We start from the raw sequence: 18,703 nt of genomic DNA on the forward strand, positions 1-18,703 counted from the left end.
AAATTTTAATTAATAAATTATAAATAGGAGGTTTGTATGAATAAATTAAGTAATTTTATAAAGTCTACGGGAAATCTTTTAGGAAATAGTATTGAAGATATATGTGAAAATACAGGTGAAGTTTTATATAAAAATTTAAAAAAAAATAATCATAATAGTATGGCTAAAGGGGCAAAAGTCAGCGGAAGATTATTAGGAAAGGTAGGATCATTAACAACTAAGTCTATTTTAAATATAGCTGGAATAACCTTAGATGGCGGAGTGAAATTTAGTAAGTTTACTGGAAAGGTTATAAAGCAGAAGGCAGTGAAAAGAGAAGTGAGAATATATGGGGAATCAAAGGAATTTTACAAAGGTAAATTTGTAGAGGCAGATTATAAGGTTATAGATAAAAAATAAATTTATTTAGTATCTTAAACCTGAAAAATTTAAGGGAATGTGTTATAATTATTTATAAACAATGAATATTATGTAATAATAAAACAGCATTTAAAATACATATAATTAATATAAAGATTTATTTTTTAAAAGTAGTGTAATATTTATTTTTAACAATTAATATATAAATTTTAAATATAATATTAAAGAGGGGGATATTAATGTTTGAATGGAAAGAATGTTATAGTTGTAACATAAGTAAAATTGATAATCAGCATAAAAGATTATTTGAATTAGCAGATGAAATTTATACTATAGTTTCCGTAAATGATGGATATGATCATTTTGATGAAATTATGGAAACTATAAGGACCTTAAAAGAATATACAGTATATCATTTTTCTTATGAAGAAGATGTTATGAGAAAATATGAGTATAATGATTTAGAGAATCATAAAATAGAGCATGAAGCTTTTATAAAAAAAATTAGTTCTATAAATGAAGAAGAAATAGATGAAAAGCAAAAAAACTTCTTAATGGATTTACTGGCGTTTATTGTCAATTGGATAGAAAACCATATATTAAAGTCAGATTTAAAATATAAAGAATATTTAAATGGATTGGGAGTATATTAGCAAAAATTATATATTTTATATAAAGATTAATTAAAATAACATATATATTTTTAGGTATTTATAAATAAAGAAAACACTATCAAAGTTATAAGAATAAGTAAATTTGATAGTGTTTTCTTTATAAAATAATTTTTTAAATTATTTATTGGGAGTAACATAATATACAAGATATTTATACAGCTAGGCTATAGTAAAAATTATATTATATATTTATCTTTTTTTGTTTTTATTTTTTTTATAGTAATAATTATTATTTCCTCTATGAAAAAATAATAGATATATGGATAAAGCTATAAAAAAAGTATCAAAATCATTATGCTCCTTATATTCATTATTTTTTCTAGGAATTTCAGTACTGATTTTTTTATGTGCTTTTAAAGAATGAATACCAATATATTCCGCGAAACTTTCAACTTTTATGCATTTAATTATATTATTTTCTACATCTATGTTCAATTCAGAAAGGTTACTATAACCTTTTTCATCACACCAATTTTTTTTACCTTCAATAACTTTTAATATATTATTATTTGAATCTATTGCAGTTATTTTAACAGGAAAAAATGAGAAATATTTTAGAGAAAAAGAACAAATAGCATTTTCAAAAACAATGTACCTATAATTGTCTGAAAAATTCTTTTCTTTTATCCAAGTAGCTATACTATGTTCAGAATAAGATGGATCCAAATTTTTAGATTCATTTAAAGTGATCCAGCCTGGAAATTTTATTTTACCTAAATTAGTTTCAATATCTAAAATAGTATTAAAGTCTTTGCCGCCTTTAAAATTTATAATAGAACCTTCTAAGTTATCTCTTTTTATATCTTTTGTATAAGATAAATTTTCTTTAGAACTTTTTTTATTTTTTACAGCATCTTTTAAAATTATTTTTTTATATATATCCATTATATTCCCCCAGAAATATTACTATATGTAGTTTATGAAATATAAAGAGATTTTGTGAATATATTTATTTTAATGTTATATTATTCATATTGATTCTACAGTTCAATACTAGTTTGAAAACTAAAAATAATTTGTCTAAATGCTACATAAAAGCATTTTAAAATTTTTATAGATTTATTATTTTTCAATTGCAGTAAACATGTATCAATTACTAATCAGTTAACATATTATATATTATTGGGAATATAAGGAGGTGAGTATATGTCTTGCTGTAGAGAAAAACAAACTCACGTTCATGAATTCTTAGGTAGTACCAAATTAGCTGAAATTAAAACCGAGCCTCATAACCATCGTTTTGCAGGAGTTACTGGTGAAGCTATAAGAAGAGGTAACAGTCATGTGCACAGAATAAATACAAATACAGATTTTTTCGATCACTTTCATATGATAAATGTTATTACTGGTCCTGCAATACCTGTAGGAAATGGTAGACACGTGCACTTTGTATTTGGTGTTACAACCTGTAATGATGGTCATAGGCATAGGTTTATTTTTACCACACTAATTGACTCTCCTATATTGGAGAAATAATTTTGTATAATATAAGGCAGTTTTGTATATTTTCTATACAAAACTGCCTTTATAATATAAACTTATTTTCCACATTGTTAATTAAATCGTCGTAAATTTAAGATTACAAGGAATTTATACTTAAGAAACTCCCACTTATATAAGTGGGAGTAAGTTCACTCTTAGCAACAGCAGAAATGATGGCGTTGACAACTACAGATTATTGCTATTATTATAATAAATGCTAATATCCAGCATATCCAACCACAACACCACATAAAGATACCTCCTTTGTGTACAAAATTAGCCTGTCAATATATAATATTCAATTAGTAAAATTTTGTTTACCTTTAAAGCTATTTTTTTATTAAAATTAGAATATGGAAGCATTTTTATGTAAATGTATAAAAATCATGAAAAATAGTAATATTAAAAGTAAGCTAGTAACACTTTTTAATAAACAATAATATAATATATATGAAACAAAAGAAATAGAGAGTGGACAACCTTTAAAATTTACAGGGAAAGGTGATAAAAATATGAATGTATTTCATTTACTCCCTATAGATATATCGTATTTTGAAATTAGTGATATAGAAGAAAAACAGTTAGAAAAAGAATATAAAAAATTTATATCTAATATAAAAAGATTGGATTGCACAGATTTGAAGGAGGAAAATTTTACAGCTAAAATTGAATTAGATTTATTTTCTATAGGTTTTAGAGAAAATAAAGAGATTAGTGTATTTTTAAAGTATAAAAACTATACTTTAGAGAAAAAAGAAATGGATCCATATGATCCATTAAAAAAAATCTGTATAGATACAGGAAATGAAAAACTAAATTTAATATTAGAGTTAGTAAGTTTAAAACCATATAAAATAAAAATAAGTGGAGATTTGTATCACAAATGTGATAGAAAGTGGGAAGTAAAAAAATTTAATCAAATTATAGTCTTATAAGTTAAATAAATTGTTTTTATACTGCTGATAAAATCTTTTGTCAGCAGTTTTTTATATTATAATAAAGAAATAATTACTATAGGTTTAAATTTTATTAAAGTTTTAATAAACTTTAATAAAATATGTTTCTGTAATTCATATTTCCATAATTCATAGTGTTAGCTAAAATCATATTATGATTTAAAGAATTTATTAAAGTGCAGTATATACCTAATCTGTTATTTATTAAATTCCAGTTTATATTTTGAAGAAAAGCATTCATATATTTCTCTTTATCTGTTCCAAAATCCATAAAATAAGCATGCTCATACACATCCATTACGAGTAAAGGATAGGAAAGCCATAGGGCACCATTATCGTGAGAATCAGAGCCAAAAATGTGAAGTTTATTATCTAAAGGATCTATACCTAGTACAACCCATCCTCTCATAGACTTACCAGTTTCTTTAAAGAGTTCCGTGAAGTTTTCTACGGAATTAAAGTCTTCTAGAATCTTATCTAGTATAGGTCCATTTATAGAAATATATCCAGAAGTCATATTTTGAAAATATAGTTCATGTAATTTAACTCCATCTAAAGCATAACTCTCTCCTAATTTTATGCATCTTAATTTGCTAAAAGTGGAATTACTATCTTTAAAATCTTCAGAGTCGTTAGGTATACTCCAAATTTCATTTAGTTTATTTACATAACCATCATATAATTTATAATGTTCGTTCAGTTGTTTTAAACTTATTCCTTTTACATTATTAAAAGGATAATCTTTAGCAATAATCATTGAGATATCTCCTAAAAAATTTTATATCAATATTATTATATTTATATAAATAAATTTTGGTACTTATATAATGAAAAATGAATACTTTATTAAAAAATAATATAAATATATTTCAAAAATATAAATTTGTGGTAAAATTATAATATGTTTGTAATTAATTGACAATCATGACCTATTAGGGGGGAAAGGGATATGAGTATTAAGATAACTACTCTGATAGAAGATTCTAAAAATGAAGAAAGTGAATTGATAGAAGAGCACGGGCTTTCTATGTACATAAATACTCCTAGATGTAATATAATATTTGATACTGGTTCTTCTGGAAATTTTATAAAGAATGCTGAAAAATTAAATATTGATTTACATGAGACTAATTATATGATACTAAGTCATGCTCATTATGATCATTGTGGAGGAGTAAGAAGTTTTATAGAAAATATAAAATGTTATCCAGAATTATATGTAAGTGAAAATTTTTTTGAAAATAGCAATAAATTTAAAATAGGGAAAGAGATAGAAAATAAATATTTAGGTATAGATTTTGATGAGAAATATTTAACAGATAATGGTATACCTATAAATTATGTGGAAGAAGATATTTTAGAAATAGAACCTAATATATTTATAGTTACAAATTTTAAAGAGGATAATAGTTTTGAAGAGTTTACATCTAATATGGTAATAAAAAAAGGAGAAGGATATATATTAGATAATTTTAAAGAAGAAGTAGCATTGGTTATAGACACCTACGAAGGATTAATAGTTTTAGTTGGGTGTAGTCATGTGGGAATTATTAATATATTAAATAGTATAAGTAAAAGATTAAATAGAAGAATATATGCTGTATTAGGAGGAACTCACTTGATTAAATGTGATGAAAATAGAATAAATAAAACCATAGAAGCTTTTAATGAATTAGATATTAGCATTATAGGCCTTTCTCATTGTACAGGAGAATTTACTACAATAAAATTGAAAGAATTAAAGAATAAATTTTTCTTAAACAATACAGGGAATATATTAGAAATATAAAGATATAGGAATAGATATTAAGTTTTTAATTTATCTATTCCTATAGCTTATTTTTATACTTTAAAATTTAAAGTATAAAAGTATATTTAAATCATTATTAAACTTCTTTATAATCTACATCAACTACATTTTCTTCAGAAATATCAGGTATATCATTAGGGCCTAAATTATCGAATTTCTCAAAGGTTTTTTCTTTATTTTTTCTATTATTAAAGCCTTTTTTATTTATTTTCCATGATTTTATATAATTAACTAATTTATATATCCCGAACAATACTAAACCTGCTACTATAACCACAGGAAGTACAGAAAAAATTAAAAAATTAGCTAAAAATAGAATTAATATAAACAACAAAACTCCACTTATCTTCCAAGAATTATTGCTTGTAAATGGCATAAAAAACGATCTCCTTTTATATAAATTTAATTTATAATTTATTATATCATAATAGAAAAAACAAATAATATAATTTATCTTAAGTTTGTATTAACAAAGTATTAATATAAGGAAAGTGCGTCGCACTTTCCTTATATGTCTATGTTTCTGTCTATTAGTTGGGATAAGGAAATGAATGTATCCGTTCTTTGTATGCCTTCAACCCTTTGTATTTTATTCATTAATAAATCTTGTAAATGAGTTATGCTCTGACATATTACTTTTACAAATATAGAATATTGGCCTGTTGTGTAATGGAGTTCTGTTATTTCTTTAATTTCGTTTAATTCTTTTAATACGGAATTAAAGTAAGAAGCTTTATCTAAATAAATTCCTATGAAACAGCAAACATCATAGCCAAGTTTAGAATTATCTATTATAAGTTTTGTACCTTTTATTATGCCTATGTCATGCATTTTTTTCATCCTAACATGTATAGTGCCACCACTAACATGACATTTTCTAGCTATTTCTAAAAAAGGGGTTCTAGAATCTTTAATCAAAATTTCAAGAATTTGTAAATCTAGTTCGTCTAAACCATCTATATCTAAATCCATATGAGCACCTCCAAGTTATGGTTAGTTTAATTAATCACATATACTTTTATCTTATTACATTATAAATATTATACCAGAAAAAATTATGAATTTGTTAAAATTTGAAACTTTATCTTATTAATAATTTTATTAATTGAAAAATAAATGGAATTTTTAGTGTATATTATAGTGATAATAATAGTATAAAACTATTAAAATAACTAAGGTTTTAACAATAAAAGAATTATAAAATAAAGGATAATTAGGAATAGAAGGGTTATTTAAAAGTAAAACTTTATCTTTAATAATATTTGAAATAATAGGATAAGAGTACATATTAAAAGAGATTGTAAATTTAGAGGGGGAATTATTTACAATCTCTTTTATGTTAAAGTTTTTATTCTTTAATATAATATGTTATTATATTTTATATTGTTACATATTTATAATATAAAATTAGTATAAACATTTTGAAGTAAAAGTATTTATATTAATATATTGATATATTATATGAAATATATAATAATAGTATAGTATCAAATTTTTAAGGAGGGAACGTTATGCCAGTTTGGTTAAAATTTGCATTACAAATACTTTTCTTTTCTATTATTGTTATAATTGGTTATACAGCTCTTAAAGTTTATGTTTTAGACAAAATCAATATTAACAAATGGTTGGTATTTGCATTATCTATATTTATATTAATTTTTCCTGCATTAATAAAATTAAATATTAATGGTACTATATGGCAGTATGTTCAATCTGCTATAGTAATAATTCTTACATTATGGTTTTTAGATTTAATGGGTATAGGAGCAGGGAGTAGGACAAAAAAGAAAAAGAATGATGTAGTTATTAGACCTAAAGCTAAGCCAAATCGAGCAAAAAATATTAAAAAGGAAAATAATAAAAAAGAGAATAATAAAAAAAAGTAAATATTGCTTAGTCTTATATAAAAACACACTAAAATCTAGTTTTAGAGGTTAGTGTGTTTTTTAGTTTTTATAAATATATTTAAGGTTGAATTGTATATAATTAATTCTTAAATTAATATTTATTATTAATACTTTTTAATATACTTATATTTTAAAGGTAATGTTTAATTGTAAATTATAGGTCTTGAACAATTATATAACAATAAAAGTAATTATTGTAGTACACAAAGCCTTATAATAATACATAATGGTGCATAATAATAAATTATGACAATAATAAATAAAATTTATAACTGATTTTAAAAGTTGACCAAAGTTGATATCCAATTCAGTAAGAGACAGAAAGAATTATAAAAATAAATTAAGGAAAATAATAAAAAAGTAATGTAATTTTATTAAAAGGCTGTATTTTTATGAATTTACTAATTCAAATAAAAATATGGAGATTTTAAAAAAATATTTTTTATTTCAAAAAAATATATAAAAACTCAGTGTATAGATTTTATTGTTCACCTCCATTTTTTAATTAAATTAAAAGGATTGACAAAATTATAACCCAATATAAAATATAAAGTAACAAAGCTTCTTATTATGAAGTTGGAGGTTGGGGGGAACTTGAAAAATGGAGAATGAAGGTCATAGTCACAAGAAAATAGGTCTATTTGGAGCTACCTGTGTAGTTGCAGGAAATATGATTGGGTCTGGCGTATTTATGTTACCAGCTAGTTTAGCAGCAGTATCTAGTCCAGGAACTACTTTAATAGCTTGGTTAGTTACGGGTATGGGAGCTATATTTATGGCTTTATCCTGTGCTAGGTTAGGAAGTAGAATTCCTAAAACAGGGGGACCTTATGAGTTTGGTAAATTAGCCTTTGGGGATTTTATAGGATTCTTAAATGCTTGGCTTTACTGGAGTGCTACTTGGATATCTAATGCAGCAATTATAATAGCCATAGGAAGCTATGCATCCTATTTAATACCAGCTTTAAATAACGGGTTTAATGCACTTTTATTCAACAGCGCTATATTATGGATATTTACTTTTTTAAATATTAAGGGGGCAAAGGAAGCAGCAAGTTTTGAAACAGTTATTACAGTATTTAAATTTTTAGTGTTTATATTTTTTATAGTATTTGCAGCTACTCACTTTAATGTTGAAAATGTCACTCCAATGATGCCAAAAGGAAAAGGAATGAATACTTTACCTTTAGCAGCAGCTACTACATTATGGGCTTTTACAGGCTTTGAATCCTCTACAGTAGGTGCTGGAACAATTAAAGATCCAGAAAAAAATATAAGTAGAAGTACCATATTAGGTCTTGTCATAACAATTCTTTTTTATGTTGCAATAAGCTTTTTTGCCATGGGGGCTATACCACAGGAAGTTTTAGCTAAGAGTCCTTCACCAATGACAGATATATTAGCTCAATTTTTTGGTGGTGGAGTAGTAAAAGTATTTAATTTAGCTATAGTTATAACTATATTAGGAACTATTGCAGGCTGGATTATGATTGCAGGGCAGATGAGCTATGCAGTAGCTAAGGATGGATTATTTCCAGCAGTATTTGCAAAATTACATCCCAAATATAAAACGCCTTATAAGGGATTAATAATAAATGCTATATTAACTAATATATTATTAATATTAAATTCATCAAAGGGAATGGTATCTGCCTATAATTTTATGATACTTTTAGCCACCTTATCATATTTACCAGTTTATGCTACTACATCTGCATCAGATATATTATTATTATTTAAATGTAGGGGGCAATTAACTGTAGGCAAATTTATAAAGATAGCTATTATACCATTAATAGGATTTACCTATGCTTGTTGGGCAATATACGGTTCAGGAGCTGAAACAGTACTATACGGATTTATGTTAATGTTAGCAGGAGTTCCATTTTATATATATATGAAGTTGAGAAATAAAAAAGATATTTCTAAAGCTGATATAGATATAGATAATATTGTTCAATGCTCTAATGAGTAAGATGTAGATGAAAGACTATAGTTAGTTAATAATATAAAGAAAAATTTTAAAGATTAAATTTATTAAAGTACATTTATTAAAATAGATTTGAAATAAAATATTTTACATATTTACTTAAAATTTAATAATTAAGGAATAAAAAGCTATGAATTTTGAAATATAATATTTTGAATTTATAGCTTTTTACTTTAAAAACCAAATTTGTATTTTAAAGGTTTTATATACAATATACAGGTTTTTTTATATTTATAGTTAATTGAACATATTWGATTAAAATTAAAAAAGATATTTTATAATATTCAATGCTTTTAAATAATACGTATTTAGATAATAAAGGAAAATATTTAAGTTTCTTAAAAATGTATTTATTTTAAAGTAATAATTTTTGCATAAGGAATAAATAATAGTATTAATACAATTTAAATAATTATATGAAAATTTTTTTATTATAGTATAGTTTATAGATTTTTACTAAAGATGAGGTGAAAGGAGTATTAATATGGAGGGACATGATAAATTAAAAAAAGAAATAGGACTTTTTGCTGCTACATTTATAGTGGCTGGTAATATAATTGGATCAGGAATATTTATGCTTCCAGCTACTTTAGCGGCGGTGTCAGGACCAGGCGCTACTATGGCAGCTTGGATTATAACTGGTATAGGTTCTATATTTTTAGCATTATCCTTTGCAAGATTAGGATCAAAAATTCCAAAAACAGGAGGTCCTTATCAATATGCTAAAATAGCATTTGGAGATTTTGTAGGCTTTACTAATGCATGGCTTTATTGGAGTGCTACATGTATATCCAATGCTGCTATAATAACGGCTATAGGAAGTTATTCTTCAAGTTTAGTTCCAGCTTTAAAAACTAATGGATTATACGCTTTTTTATATACCTCTGCTATATTGTGGGCATTTAATATATTAAACATTATAGGGGTAAAACAAGCCAGTGCATTTGAAACAGTTATAACTATATTTAAACTAGGAGTATTTTTAATTTTTGTAATAATAGGCTTTGCTAATTTTAATCCACAATACATTACCCCTGCTTTTCCAAAGGGCAAAGGGTTTAGTACGGTGCCTTTAGCAGCAGCAACTACATTATGGGCATTCTCTGGATTTGAGTCCGCTAGTATAGCAGCAGGAGAAATAAAAAGTGCTGAAAAAAATGTTAAGTTGAGTACTATTTATGGGCTGCTAATAGCAGTGCTCGTATATTTAGTAATAAGCTTTGTAGCTATGGGTGGATTACCACAGGATATGTTAGCAAAAAGTAACTCTCCTATGAGTGATATATTAGCTTTACATTTAAGTAGTAGAGCTGTAAATCTGTTTTTATTAGCTATTGTTATAACCATTTTTGGAACTATAGCAGGATGGATAATGTTAACAGCTAGAATTTCCTATGCAGCAGCTGTAGATGGAATGTTTCCAGAAGCTTTCGCTAAGATTCATCCTAAATATAGAACTCCTCACGTAGGGATTATAATAAATGGAATATTAACTAACATTGTTCTTTTGATGAACTATACAGGTTCTATGACTTCTGCTTATAATTTTATGATTTTATTAGCTACATTAGCATATTTACCTGTATATGCTATAACTAATGCTGCAGATATATTACTTTTATCTAAAAGGGAAGAAAAATTTAATTTAGGAAATTTTATTACAAATTCCATTGTTCCATTAATAGGATTTATTTATGCTATTTGGGCGGTTTATGGAACAGGTGCTGAATCTGCCTTATATGGCCTAATATTAGGTTTTATGGGTATACCATTTTATATTTATATGAAAATGAAGGACAAAAAACAGTTAGAAAAATTAAGAAAAGAACAATAAATTTTGTAGTATAATAATATTTTTAATAAAAAAGTGTCATATACTTCATTGTAATGATATAATAATGTTATTAGAAGCCCTGTGCAAGAGTACAGGGCTTTAGAATCTATAATTTTATTTTTAAATATAAATTTGCTTAAAACATACTGATGAAATTACAAAATACATATATAAATTCACAAAGCAGGAGGTGAATAACCTTAGTAAAACTTAGATAGTTATATTAGATATACATATTATAGCTAATAATGTAAATGTAAATAAATACATAGTTTTACTCAAGGTTTAAGAATGATTTATGAATATAATGGGAAAAAACCTATAATAAAGAAAAATATTTTTTTAGCTAAAAGTGCAGATTTAATAGGAGATGTGGTATTAGAAGAAAATTGTACTGTATTGTTTGGGGCGGTATTAAGAGGAGATATAAATAGTATATATGTTGGTAATGGATCTAATATACAAGATAATTGCGTTTTGCATGTAGATGAAGGAGATTTAAATATACATATAGGAAACAATGTAACAGTAGGTCATGGAACTATATTACATGGATGTAAAATAAATGATAATTCTCTGATAGGTATGGGATCAATTATACTAAATGGAGCGGAAATAGGATCAAACACTATAATTGGAGCTGGAAGCTTAATAACATCCAATAAAAAAATACCATCAGGAGTTTTATGTATGGGATCACCTGCAAAAGTAATAAGAAAACTTAATGAGGAAGAAATAGCCAGTATAAAAGAGTCAGCAGAGGATTATATAGCCTTAAATAAAAATTTTAATAGGGAATAAAATATAACTTACTACAAAAAATAAACTTAATAAGGAGGTGTATTATGAAAATAAAAGCACCCAGAACTTTCTTAATGTTTATTGTTGTAGTAAGTTTTTTTTGTATAAAAGTTTTTGCAAAGGATAGAAATCCAGAGGTACATTTTATAGATACAGGTCAAAGTGATTGTATATTAATTAAAACGGGAAAAGAAAATTATTTAATAGATACTGGCTGGGAATATTATAGTGGGAAAATATTAAGCTACTTAAATTCCAACAATGTAGATAAAATAGATGGAGTTATATTAACCCATTATCATGATGATCATTATGGTGGGTTAGAGATGCTTTTAAAAACATCTAAAGTAAAAAAGATTTTTTTACCTAAACATGATAGTGATGATAAGAAAAAAGTAATTAATATGATAAAAAAACATAAGGTTAAGTATGAATGGATAGAAGATGGGTGGGAAGTTAAAGGGAGAAAATTAAATTTAAAGGCTATAGTGCCTATGAATATAGATAGTAAGAATGAAAACAATAACTCTATAGTATTATTTGGTAAAATAGATGGAATTAAATATTTATTTTTAGGGGATTGTGAAAAGAAGGAAGAAATAGATATGATATCTAATAAAAAAATTAAAAAATGTGATGTTTTAAAAGTTTCTCATCACGGATTTAAAACTAGTAATAGTAATGAACTTCTAGATATAGCAAAACCTAAAATTGCTATTGTTACTTGTGATGGAATCTATAGTCCGGATAAGATTATAATAGATAGATTGGAAAACAAAGGTATAGAAGTTTTTACAACAAGCAATAAAGGGAATTTAATAATTAGGGATCAAGAAATAATTTGGAATAGATATTCCTATTATATAAACAAGGGGAAGAATTTCATAGGAAATACTTATTTAAAATTCACATCTTAAAATTGGGGATTTATAAAAATAGATTGAATCTTAATAAACAAATATAAAAAATGTACTTCATAAACATATGAATTAGTTTATCCGATGACTACCCGCTCTAATACTCCCATCTTTTTAAAAGTGGGAGTAAAGAGCGGATACGTCCCTGGATAACCATTTCCTAAGCTTTAGTGGGAGTAAAGTCTCCTTCTAAAGCCAAGAATTCTGTTTATGAAGTATTTTTTTATCTAGGTAGTGCTAAATTTCAATCTATTTAAGTAATATTTACTTATTTATCTTTTAGTCTTTTGAAAAATTTAACTATTTCATTTATTATTAAAGGTATTATTGATAACGCACATACAAATATCCAGTCCTGTATTGTTAAATCAAAAACCTTAAAAATAGATGCTAAAAATGGAATTGTTATAACCATATCTTGTAGGAATATTCCAAATATCACAGAAGCAAACAAATATTTATTTGTAAACAATCCTAATTGAAATATAGACTTTTTAGGGTGTCTCATATTAAATGAATGGAACAATTGAGATACACTTAATACAACAAAGGCCATAGTCTGAGCATGCATTAATGAATCAGAGTATCTTATTCTTCCAACCTCAAAGGCTACTAATGTAAGTACACCTATTAATAAACCATTTAGTATAAGAGAAATACCTGCACCACCTGCAAATAAGCTTTCCTTAGGATCTCTTGGATCTTCATCCATAATATCAGGATCACCAGGATCTATACCTAAAGATAAAGCTGGCAAGCTATCTGTTATTAAGTTAACCCATAAAAGGTGTATAGGTCTTAATGGAGCAGGCCAACCAAGAAGTATACCTATAAATAGAGCCAAAATTTCTCCAAGATTACAGGATAAAAGAAACACAATAGATTTTTTTATATTATTATATATATTTCTTCCTTCTTTTATTGCAGATACTATAGTAGAGAAATTATCATCTGTCAATACCATATCAGAAGCACCTTTAGCAACGTCTGTACCTGTTATACCCATAGCAACGCCTATATCTGCAGCTTTTAGTGAAGGAGCATCATTAACACCATCACCAGTCATAGACACTATATTGCCCTTAGACTTTAAAGCTTTTACTATTTTAACTTTATGTTCTGGAGATACTCTAGCAAAAACTCTTAAATTTTCAATTTTAGAGCTTAATTCTGAATCTGGCATATCATCTAGCTCATATCCAAATATGGCTTGAGACTCATTTTCTGCTATACCTAATTCCTTTGCAATAGCAAAAGCAGTTACTTTATGGTCACCTGTAATCATTATAGTTTTTATACCAGAATTCTTACATTCAAAAATAGAACCTTTTACAGATTCACGAGGTGGATCTATCATACCTACTAGACCGATAAAAGTTAAATCCATTTCTAAATTTTCTTTATTGTAGTTAGTATCTTCTAATGTTTTGTAAGCAGCTCCTAAAACCCTAAGAGCATTTTTAGACATCTCATTAGATGCATCCATTATATTTTCTTTTATTTCATCTGTTAAAGGAACTATTTCTCCATTTATATAAGCATTAGTACTTATTTTTAATAAATTATCTATAGCACCTTTAGTCATTACATAATTTTTATCATCAAAATTATTTACAGTGGTCATTAATTTCCTATCAGAATCAAAAGGAATTTCATCTATTCTTTTATGTTCATTTTCTATATTGTTCTTAACAATATTATATTTAGCTCCTGCCTCCAATAAAGCTATTTCAGTAGGGTCACCAGTACTTGAATCCTTAGAGAAAGTGGCATCATTACATAAAACTAAATTTTCAAGGAGCATTTTATGAATATTATCTTCAATATTTAACTTATCTATATCTTGTATTTCGTTATTAGTATAAAATTTGATTACGGTCATTTTATTTTGGGTTAAAGTACCAGTTTTATCTGAGCATATAATATTAACAGCCCCTAAAGTTTCTACAGCAGGGAGTTTTCTAATTATAGCATTTTCCTTTATCATTCTTTGAACTCCCATGGCTAAGACTATAGTAACTATAGCAGGAAGTCCTTCAGGAATAGCAGCAACAGCAAGACTTATAGCAGTTAAGAACATTTCTAAAATATCTCTTTTTTGAAGTAAGCCCACAACAAACATCAAAGCACATATACCTAAAGCAGCAAAACCCAATATTTTACCTAATTCAGCTAACTTTTTTTGCAGAGGAGTGAGTTCTTTATCTTCTCCCTCAAGCATCTTAGCTATTTTACCTATTTCAGTATTCATACCTGTGCCTACAGCAATACCAATACCTCTTCCATAGGTAGCTAGGGTAGACATAAAAGCCATATTTTTTTGATCACCTAAAGGTGTTTTAGGATCTTCAAGCTTTTCTTCAGCGTGTTTTTCAACAGGAACTGACTCACCTGTAAGAGCAGATTCCTCTATTTTAAGATTAGCAGTTTCTATAAGTCGTAAATCACAAGGAACATATCTACCGGCATCTAAAACTATTACATCTCCTGGAACTACGTCTTCTGATGGAATTTCTATGTTTTCTCCATTTCTTTTTACTAAGGCCTTTGGGGTGGAAAGCTGTTTCAACGCTTCTAAAGCTTTTTCAGCTTTCGATTCTTGTACAACCCCTATAACTGTGTTAATAATAACAACTATTCCTATTATTAGTGCATCACTAATTTCACCTAAAACTCCAGAAATTATAGCTGCAGCTAATAGTATATAAATTAGGATGTCATTTAGTTGTTCAAAGAACATTTTTAATAAAGATTTTTGTTTTTTAGAATTTAATTTATTCAGGCCATACTTTTCTTTTCTTTTTTCTACTTCCTCAGAACTTAAACCTTTGGAAGGATCTACAGCAAGTTCTTCTAATATTTCTTGAGAAGTTTTGTTAAACCACATAATATTCACCTCGCTATTATTGTTTGTAAATTTTATATATTATAAAATAAATCTATAATATTTGAAATTAATAAAAAATATTTGAAATTCATTAAAAGTTTATCTACAAGAATATTATAAAGTTAAAATATAATTATAAAAATATTTATAATTATATTTTTATAAATAAAAAGACCTTTGTCCTATATTTATATAGGACAAAGGTCTTGCAATCTCTTAAAGAGCAAACTATCCGGGATTTTAATCCGTAATGACGAATAGTTTAAAGTACTTAACTTTTGCTACTCCCCTTTGTCTTCATGACATTTCAAATTATAGCATATTGTTCTATTAAGTACAATATTTATTAAAACATTTTAAAGTGGAATAAATCCATAAAAAATTATTCCCAAAAGTCCAGAGATTACTATGATTATAATAGGGTGTATTTTTTTAGAGAGCAAAAGTATAAAGGTTATTATCCCTATTATTATACTCTTTAAATCTATATAGGATTGAGAGGCTAAGTTTAAAAAAGCATATATTATAAGACCTATAAGAGCGGGTCTCATTCCCATTAGAGCAGATTTTAAAACATTTGATTCTTTAAACTTTATAATAAAATGGGTTGCTAATGTTACCAAAATAAAAGAGAAGGTTATAACCCCTAGAGTAGCCATTAAGCTTCCCTTGAATCCAGCTACATTATATCCTACAAAGGTGGCAGAGTTTATAGCTATAGGACCAGGTGTCATTTGAGATATGCCTATAATGTCTATAAAGGATTTATAATTTATCCAATGCTTATTGTGTACAATCTCTCTTTCTATAAGTGGAAGCATAGCATAACCACCACCAAAACTAAACATACCTATTTTAAAGAAAGAAAAAAATAATTCTAGTAATATTTTCATTACTGCACCTTCTTTCTAAGAAAAATATAACCATATACTCCAGAAAGAAGTATAATTATAACAGGGTGCATATTAAAGAATTTTAAAAGTACCACTGTTAATATAATTATGGTATAATTAATGTAATTTTTTTTAATAGATTTAGAAAGGCTTATTACCGCTACTAACACTAGTACAGGAACGGCTCCATTTATACCTTTGAATATTAAATCTACATAATAATTATTTCTAAATTGCATAAAAAATCTTGCAATACATAATATTATAAAGAAGGATGGTAATATGGTTCCTAAAAGAGCAAGTATAGCTCCAGGTAAATTTCCTATTTTATATCCGATAAAGGTAGAACAATTTACCGCTAAAGCACCAGGAAAAGATTGAGATATTACAAGTATATCTAAGAAATCTTCTTTAGATATCCAAGAGTTTTTATTTACAACCTCTTCCTCTATAAGTGGAATCATTGCATAGCCACCACCAAAGGTAAAAGCACCTATTTTAAAGAAACTCCAAAACATTTTTAAATATTTAAGCATTAATATCACCTCATAAAAAAATAAAAGACAAATTAATTATAACCTATGAATACTATATTTTCTAATAGAATAATATAAATAATGTAGGTAAATGATAGATAAATAGATTATTAATAAATTTTATTTCTCTTTCAAATTTTGGTATTATATAATTGTTATAGGGGGAAAGAGCAATGAAAAACTTAAATGATATGAACAGTGAAGAATTAGGAAAATACATAAAAGATACAGAAAGTCAAATACATAAGTTATTAGATGAATACATAAATAGGGTTAACAATAAAATAGATAAAAATAAGAATGCTAAAACTTTAAAAGAGAAATCATACGCATTAAGTAAATTATATAAATATGTAGAATGGGTAAATGATGGTATAGAAATGAATAATAATGTCAAGAATAGAATTAGGATAGTTCCTAAACGAGGTGAAGTTTGGACCTGTGAATTAGGTCAAAATATAGGATCAGAAGAAAATAAAATTAGACCAGTTATTATCATACAAAATGACACAGGGAACCAAAATGCACCTACAACCATAGTAGTACCCATTTCTAATAGGCCAAAGAAGATAGCTGTACATATTTCCATAAGAAATGGAGATTTTGAATTAGTTAAGGGAGAAAAGATGGAAATAACAGGAACAGTGTTAGCGGAACAAATAAGAATTGTGTCAAAAGCTAGACTTGGAAGACACGTAGCTACTTTATCAGACAAATTCATGCAACTTTTAGATTCTAAAATAAAAATTTCGCTAGATTTGTAGTTAAAACAAAAATTATAAAGAATTTAATAAAAAAATATTAAATTTTTATAAATTTATGTTGTATAATTTTTTGTTTAATGGTATAATAACAATTGTGTTCAAGAGAAACATACCTAGCAGAGGTTAGGAGATTATATCTCATATATCCTTTCTTTAAATTGAATAACATACTCGGCATAGGTCGAGAGATTATATAACATATCATGGGACTGATTCTAAATCAGTCTTTTTTGGTTTATAATGTTAAAATTATATAAAGTAATTTTTTTGTAAGTATTAAATTTATATTGCATATTTAATACTTTTTTTATATTTTATAAAAATAAAAAAGTATTAAATGAAAAATATAATTGTTTTACAAACAAAACATATTATATTTATCTATATTTTTAAAAGAAATTTAGCTATAATATATATATGATAAAAATATTTAATGGAGTGATTTTATTTGGAAATCAAAAGAGTAGGAACCAATTCACCGATACAAACAGAAAATAAAAGAACAATAGAAAATAAAAAAGGATTTTCACAAAATTTTAATTTTGCTCGTCAGCAGAAATCAGAGCAAGAATTAAAAAAAATGTTGGAGGATATAAACAAAAAAGGAAATAGGTTAGCTATAACTAAGTGTTATGCTGATGTCAAAGCATATAAAAGAATGATAAAAGAATATTTAAAATCAGTTTTAGAATATATGTATTCCGTAAAAAAGGATATAAGTTTTTGGCAAACTCAATACTTTATTACAGTAGAAACAGTAGATGAAAAACTTGAGGAATTAACAGAAATGTTATTAAGCGCCGAAAAAGAAAATTTAGATATAGCAAAAACTATAGATGATATAACAGGACTCATTGTAGATATATATAAATAATATAATTATTATTTATCA

Annotated in this window: 19 protein-coding genes; 12 read left to right on the forward strand and 7 right to left on the reverse strand. The window is 25.9% G+C overall.

Features of this window, described 5'->3' with window-relative positions; translation table 11 throughout:
* Positions 1–36: 36 nt before the first annotated feature.
* Positions 37–399 (forward strand): hypothetical protein, encoded by a 363-nt coding sequence (locus ACYUEW_RS06640; protein WP_003488441.1) that lies wholly within the window; start codon positions 37–39, stop codon positions 397–399.
* Positions 400–599: 200 nt separating this feature from the next.
* Complete coding sequence (locus tag ACYUEW_RS06645) at positions 600–1,013, forward strand: bacteriohemerythrin (protein WP_003488443.1); 414 nt, start codon at positions 600–602, stop codon at positions 1,011–1,013.
* Positions 1,014–1,223: 210 nt separating this feature from the next.
* Here ACYUEW_RS06645 and ACYUEW_RS06650 read toward each other — a convergent pair whose 3' ends face one another.
* Complete coding sequence (locus ACYUEW_RS06650) at positions 1,224–1,919, reverse strand: hypothetical protein (RefSeq protein ID WP_085333060.1); 696 nt, start codon at positions 1,917–1,919, stop codon at positions 1,224–1,226.
* A 261-nt stretch (positions 1,920–2,180) separates the two neighbouring features.
* On the opposite strand from ACYUEW_RS06650, the gene ACYUEW_RS06655 reads away from it, so the two are divergent.
* Positions 2,181–2,510, forward strand: coding sequence for a YmaF family protein (locus ACYUEW_RS06655; protein ID WP_003488447.1), 330 nt, complete (start codon positions 2,181–2,183; stop codon positions 2,508–2,510).
* Positions 2,511–3,028: 518 nt separating this feature from the next.
* Positions 3,029–3,451, forward strand: a complete 423-nt coding sequence (locus tag ACYUEW_RS06660; protein WP_003488449.1) for a hypothetical protein — start codon at positions 3,029–3,031, stop codon at positions 3,449–3,451.
* 112 nt (positions 3,452–3,563) lie between these two features.
* Here ACYUEW_RS06660 and ACYUEW_RS06665 read toward each other — a convergent pair whose 3' ends face one another.
* Positions 3,564–4,229 carry a superoxide dismutase gene (locus ACYUEW_RS06665; RefSeq protein ID WP_265204234.1) on the reverse strand — a complete coding sequence of 222 codons (666 nt, stop codon included), beginning with the start codon at positions 4,227–4,229 and terminating at the stop codon, positions 3,564–3,566.
* A gap of 192 nt (positions 4,230–4,421) precedes the next feature.
* Here ACYUEW_RS06665 and ACYUEW_RS06670 point away from each other — a divergent pair, with 192 nt between their 5' ends.
* The gene (locus ACYUEW_RS06670) at positions 4,422–5,261 is read left to right on the forward strand and encodes an MBL fold metallo-hydrolase (protein WP_460276491.1); all 840 of its coding nucleotides are present in this window, start codon (positions 4,422–4,424) and stop codon (positions 5,259–5,261) included.
* Positions 5,262–5,358: 97 nt separating this feature from the next.
* On the opposite strand, the gene ACYUEW_RS06675 is transcribed toward ACYUEW_RS06670, so the two are convergent.
* Positions 5,359–5,658, reverse strand: a complete 300-nt coding sequence (locus ACYUEW_RS06675) for a hypothetical protein (protein WP_003488453.1) — start codon at positions 5,656–5,658, stop codon at positions 5,359–5,361.
* A gap of 131 nt (positions 5,659–5,789) precedes the next feature.
* Entirely contained in the window at positions 5,790–6,254 is a 465-nt protein-coding gene (locus ACYUEW_RS06680; RefSeq protein WP_003488456.1) for an Lrp/AsnC ligand binding domain-containing protein, read from the reverse strand.
* 539 nt (positions 6,255–6,793) lie between these two features.
* Between ACYUEW_RS06680 and ACYUEW_RS06685 the strand changes: the two genes are divergently transcribed.
* The 5 genes from ACYUEW_RS06685 (at position 6,794) to ACYUEW_RS06705 (ending at position 12,731) form a co-directional block, all read left to right on the forward strand.
* Positions 6,794–7,168, forward strand: coding sequence for a hypothetical protein (locus ACYUEW_RS06685; protein WP_460276492.1), 375 nt, complete (start codon positions 6,794–6,796; stop codon positions 7,166–7,168).
* A 622-nt stretch (positions 7,169–7,790) separates the two neighbouring features.
* The gene (locus ACYUEW_RS06690; protein ID WP_460276493.1) at positions 7,791–9,164 is read left to right on the forward strand and encodes an APC family permease; all 1,374 of its coding nucleotides are present in this window, start codon (positions 7,791–7,793) and stop codon (positions 9,162–9,164) included.
* Between the two features lie 499 nt (positions 9,165–9,663).
* Complete coding sequence (locus ACYUEW_RS06695) at positions 9,664–11,013, forward strand: APC family permease (RefSeq protein ID WP_003488463.1); 1,350 nt, start codon at positions 9,664–9,666, stop codon at positions 11,011–11,013.
* Positions 11,014–11,304: 291 nt separating this feature from the next.
* Complete coding sequence (locus ACYUEW_RS06700) at positions 11,305–11,814, forward strand: gamma carbonic anhydrase family protein (protein WP_003488465.1); 510 nt, start codon at positions 11,305–11,307, stop codon at positions 11,812–11,814.
* A gap of 44 nt (positions 11,815–11,858) precedes the next feature.
* Complete coding sequence (locus ACYUEW_RS06705) at positions 11,859–12,731, forward strand: ComEC/Rec2 family competence protein (protein ID WP_460276494.1); 873 nt, start codon at positions 11,859–11,861, stop codon at positions 12,729–12,731.
* A 268-nt stretch (positions 12,732–12,999) separates the two neighbouring features.
* Here ACYUEW_RS06705 and ACYUEW_RS06710 read toward each other — a convergent pair whose 3' ends face one another.
* From ACYUEW_RS06710 to ACYUEW_RS06720, 3 genes are all read right to left on the reverse strand, one after another.
* Positions 13,000–15,618: a calcium-transporting P-type ATPase, PMR1-type gene (locus ACYUEW_RS06710; RefSeq protein ID WP_265202892.1), complete on the reverse strand. Its 2,619-nt coding sequence runs from the start codon at positions 15,616–15,618 to the stop codon at positions 13,000–13,002.
* A gap of 356 nt (positions 15,619–15,974) precedes the next feature.
* A complete protein-coding gene (locus ACYUEW_RS06715) occupies positions 15,975–16,511 on the reverse strand; it encodes a chromate transporter (RefSeq protein WP_003488471.1) in 537 nt (178 codons plus the stop codon).
* Entirely contained in the window at positions 16,511–17,047 is a 537-nt protein-coding gene (locus ACYUEW_RS06720; RefSeq protein WP_003488473.1) for a chromate transporter, read from the reverse strand. Before ACYUEW_RS06720 ends, ACYUEW_RS06715 begins: the two co-directional genes overlap by 1 nt.
* A 173-nt stretch (positions 17,048–17,220) precedes the next feature.
* Here ACYUEW_RS06720 and ACYUEW_RS06725 point away from each other — a divergent pair, with 173 nt between their 5' ends.
* Together ACYUEW_RS06725 and ACYUEW_RS06730 are read left to right on the forward strand one after the other, a co-directional pair.
* The gene (locus ACYUEW_RS06725) at positions 17,221–17,811 is read left to right on the forward strand and encodes a type II toxin-antitoxin system PemK/MazF family toxin (protein WP_003488475.1); all 591 of its coding nucleotides are present in this window, start codon (positions 17,221–17,223) and stop codon (positions 17,809–17,811) included.
* 448 nt (positions 17,812–18,259) lie between these two features.
* The gene (locus ACYUEW_RS06730; protein WP_003488477.1) at positions 18,260–18,685 is read left to right on the forward strand and encodes a YaaR family protein; all 426 of its coding nucleotides are present in this window, start codon (positions 18,260–18,262) and stop codon (positions 18,683–18,685) included.
* The last annotated feature ends 18 nt before the right edge of the window (positions 18,686–18,703 follow it).

The organism is Clostridium sp. CTA-1, from assembly GCF_054768215.1.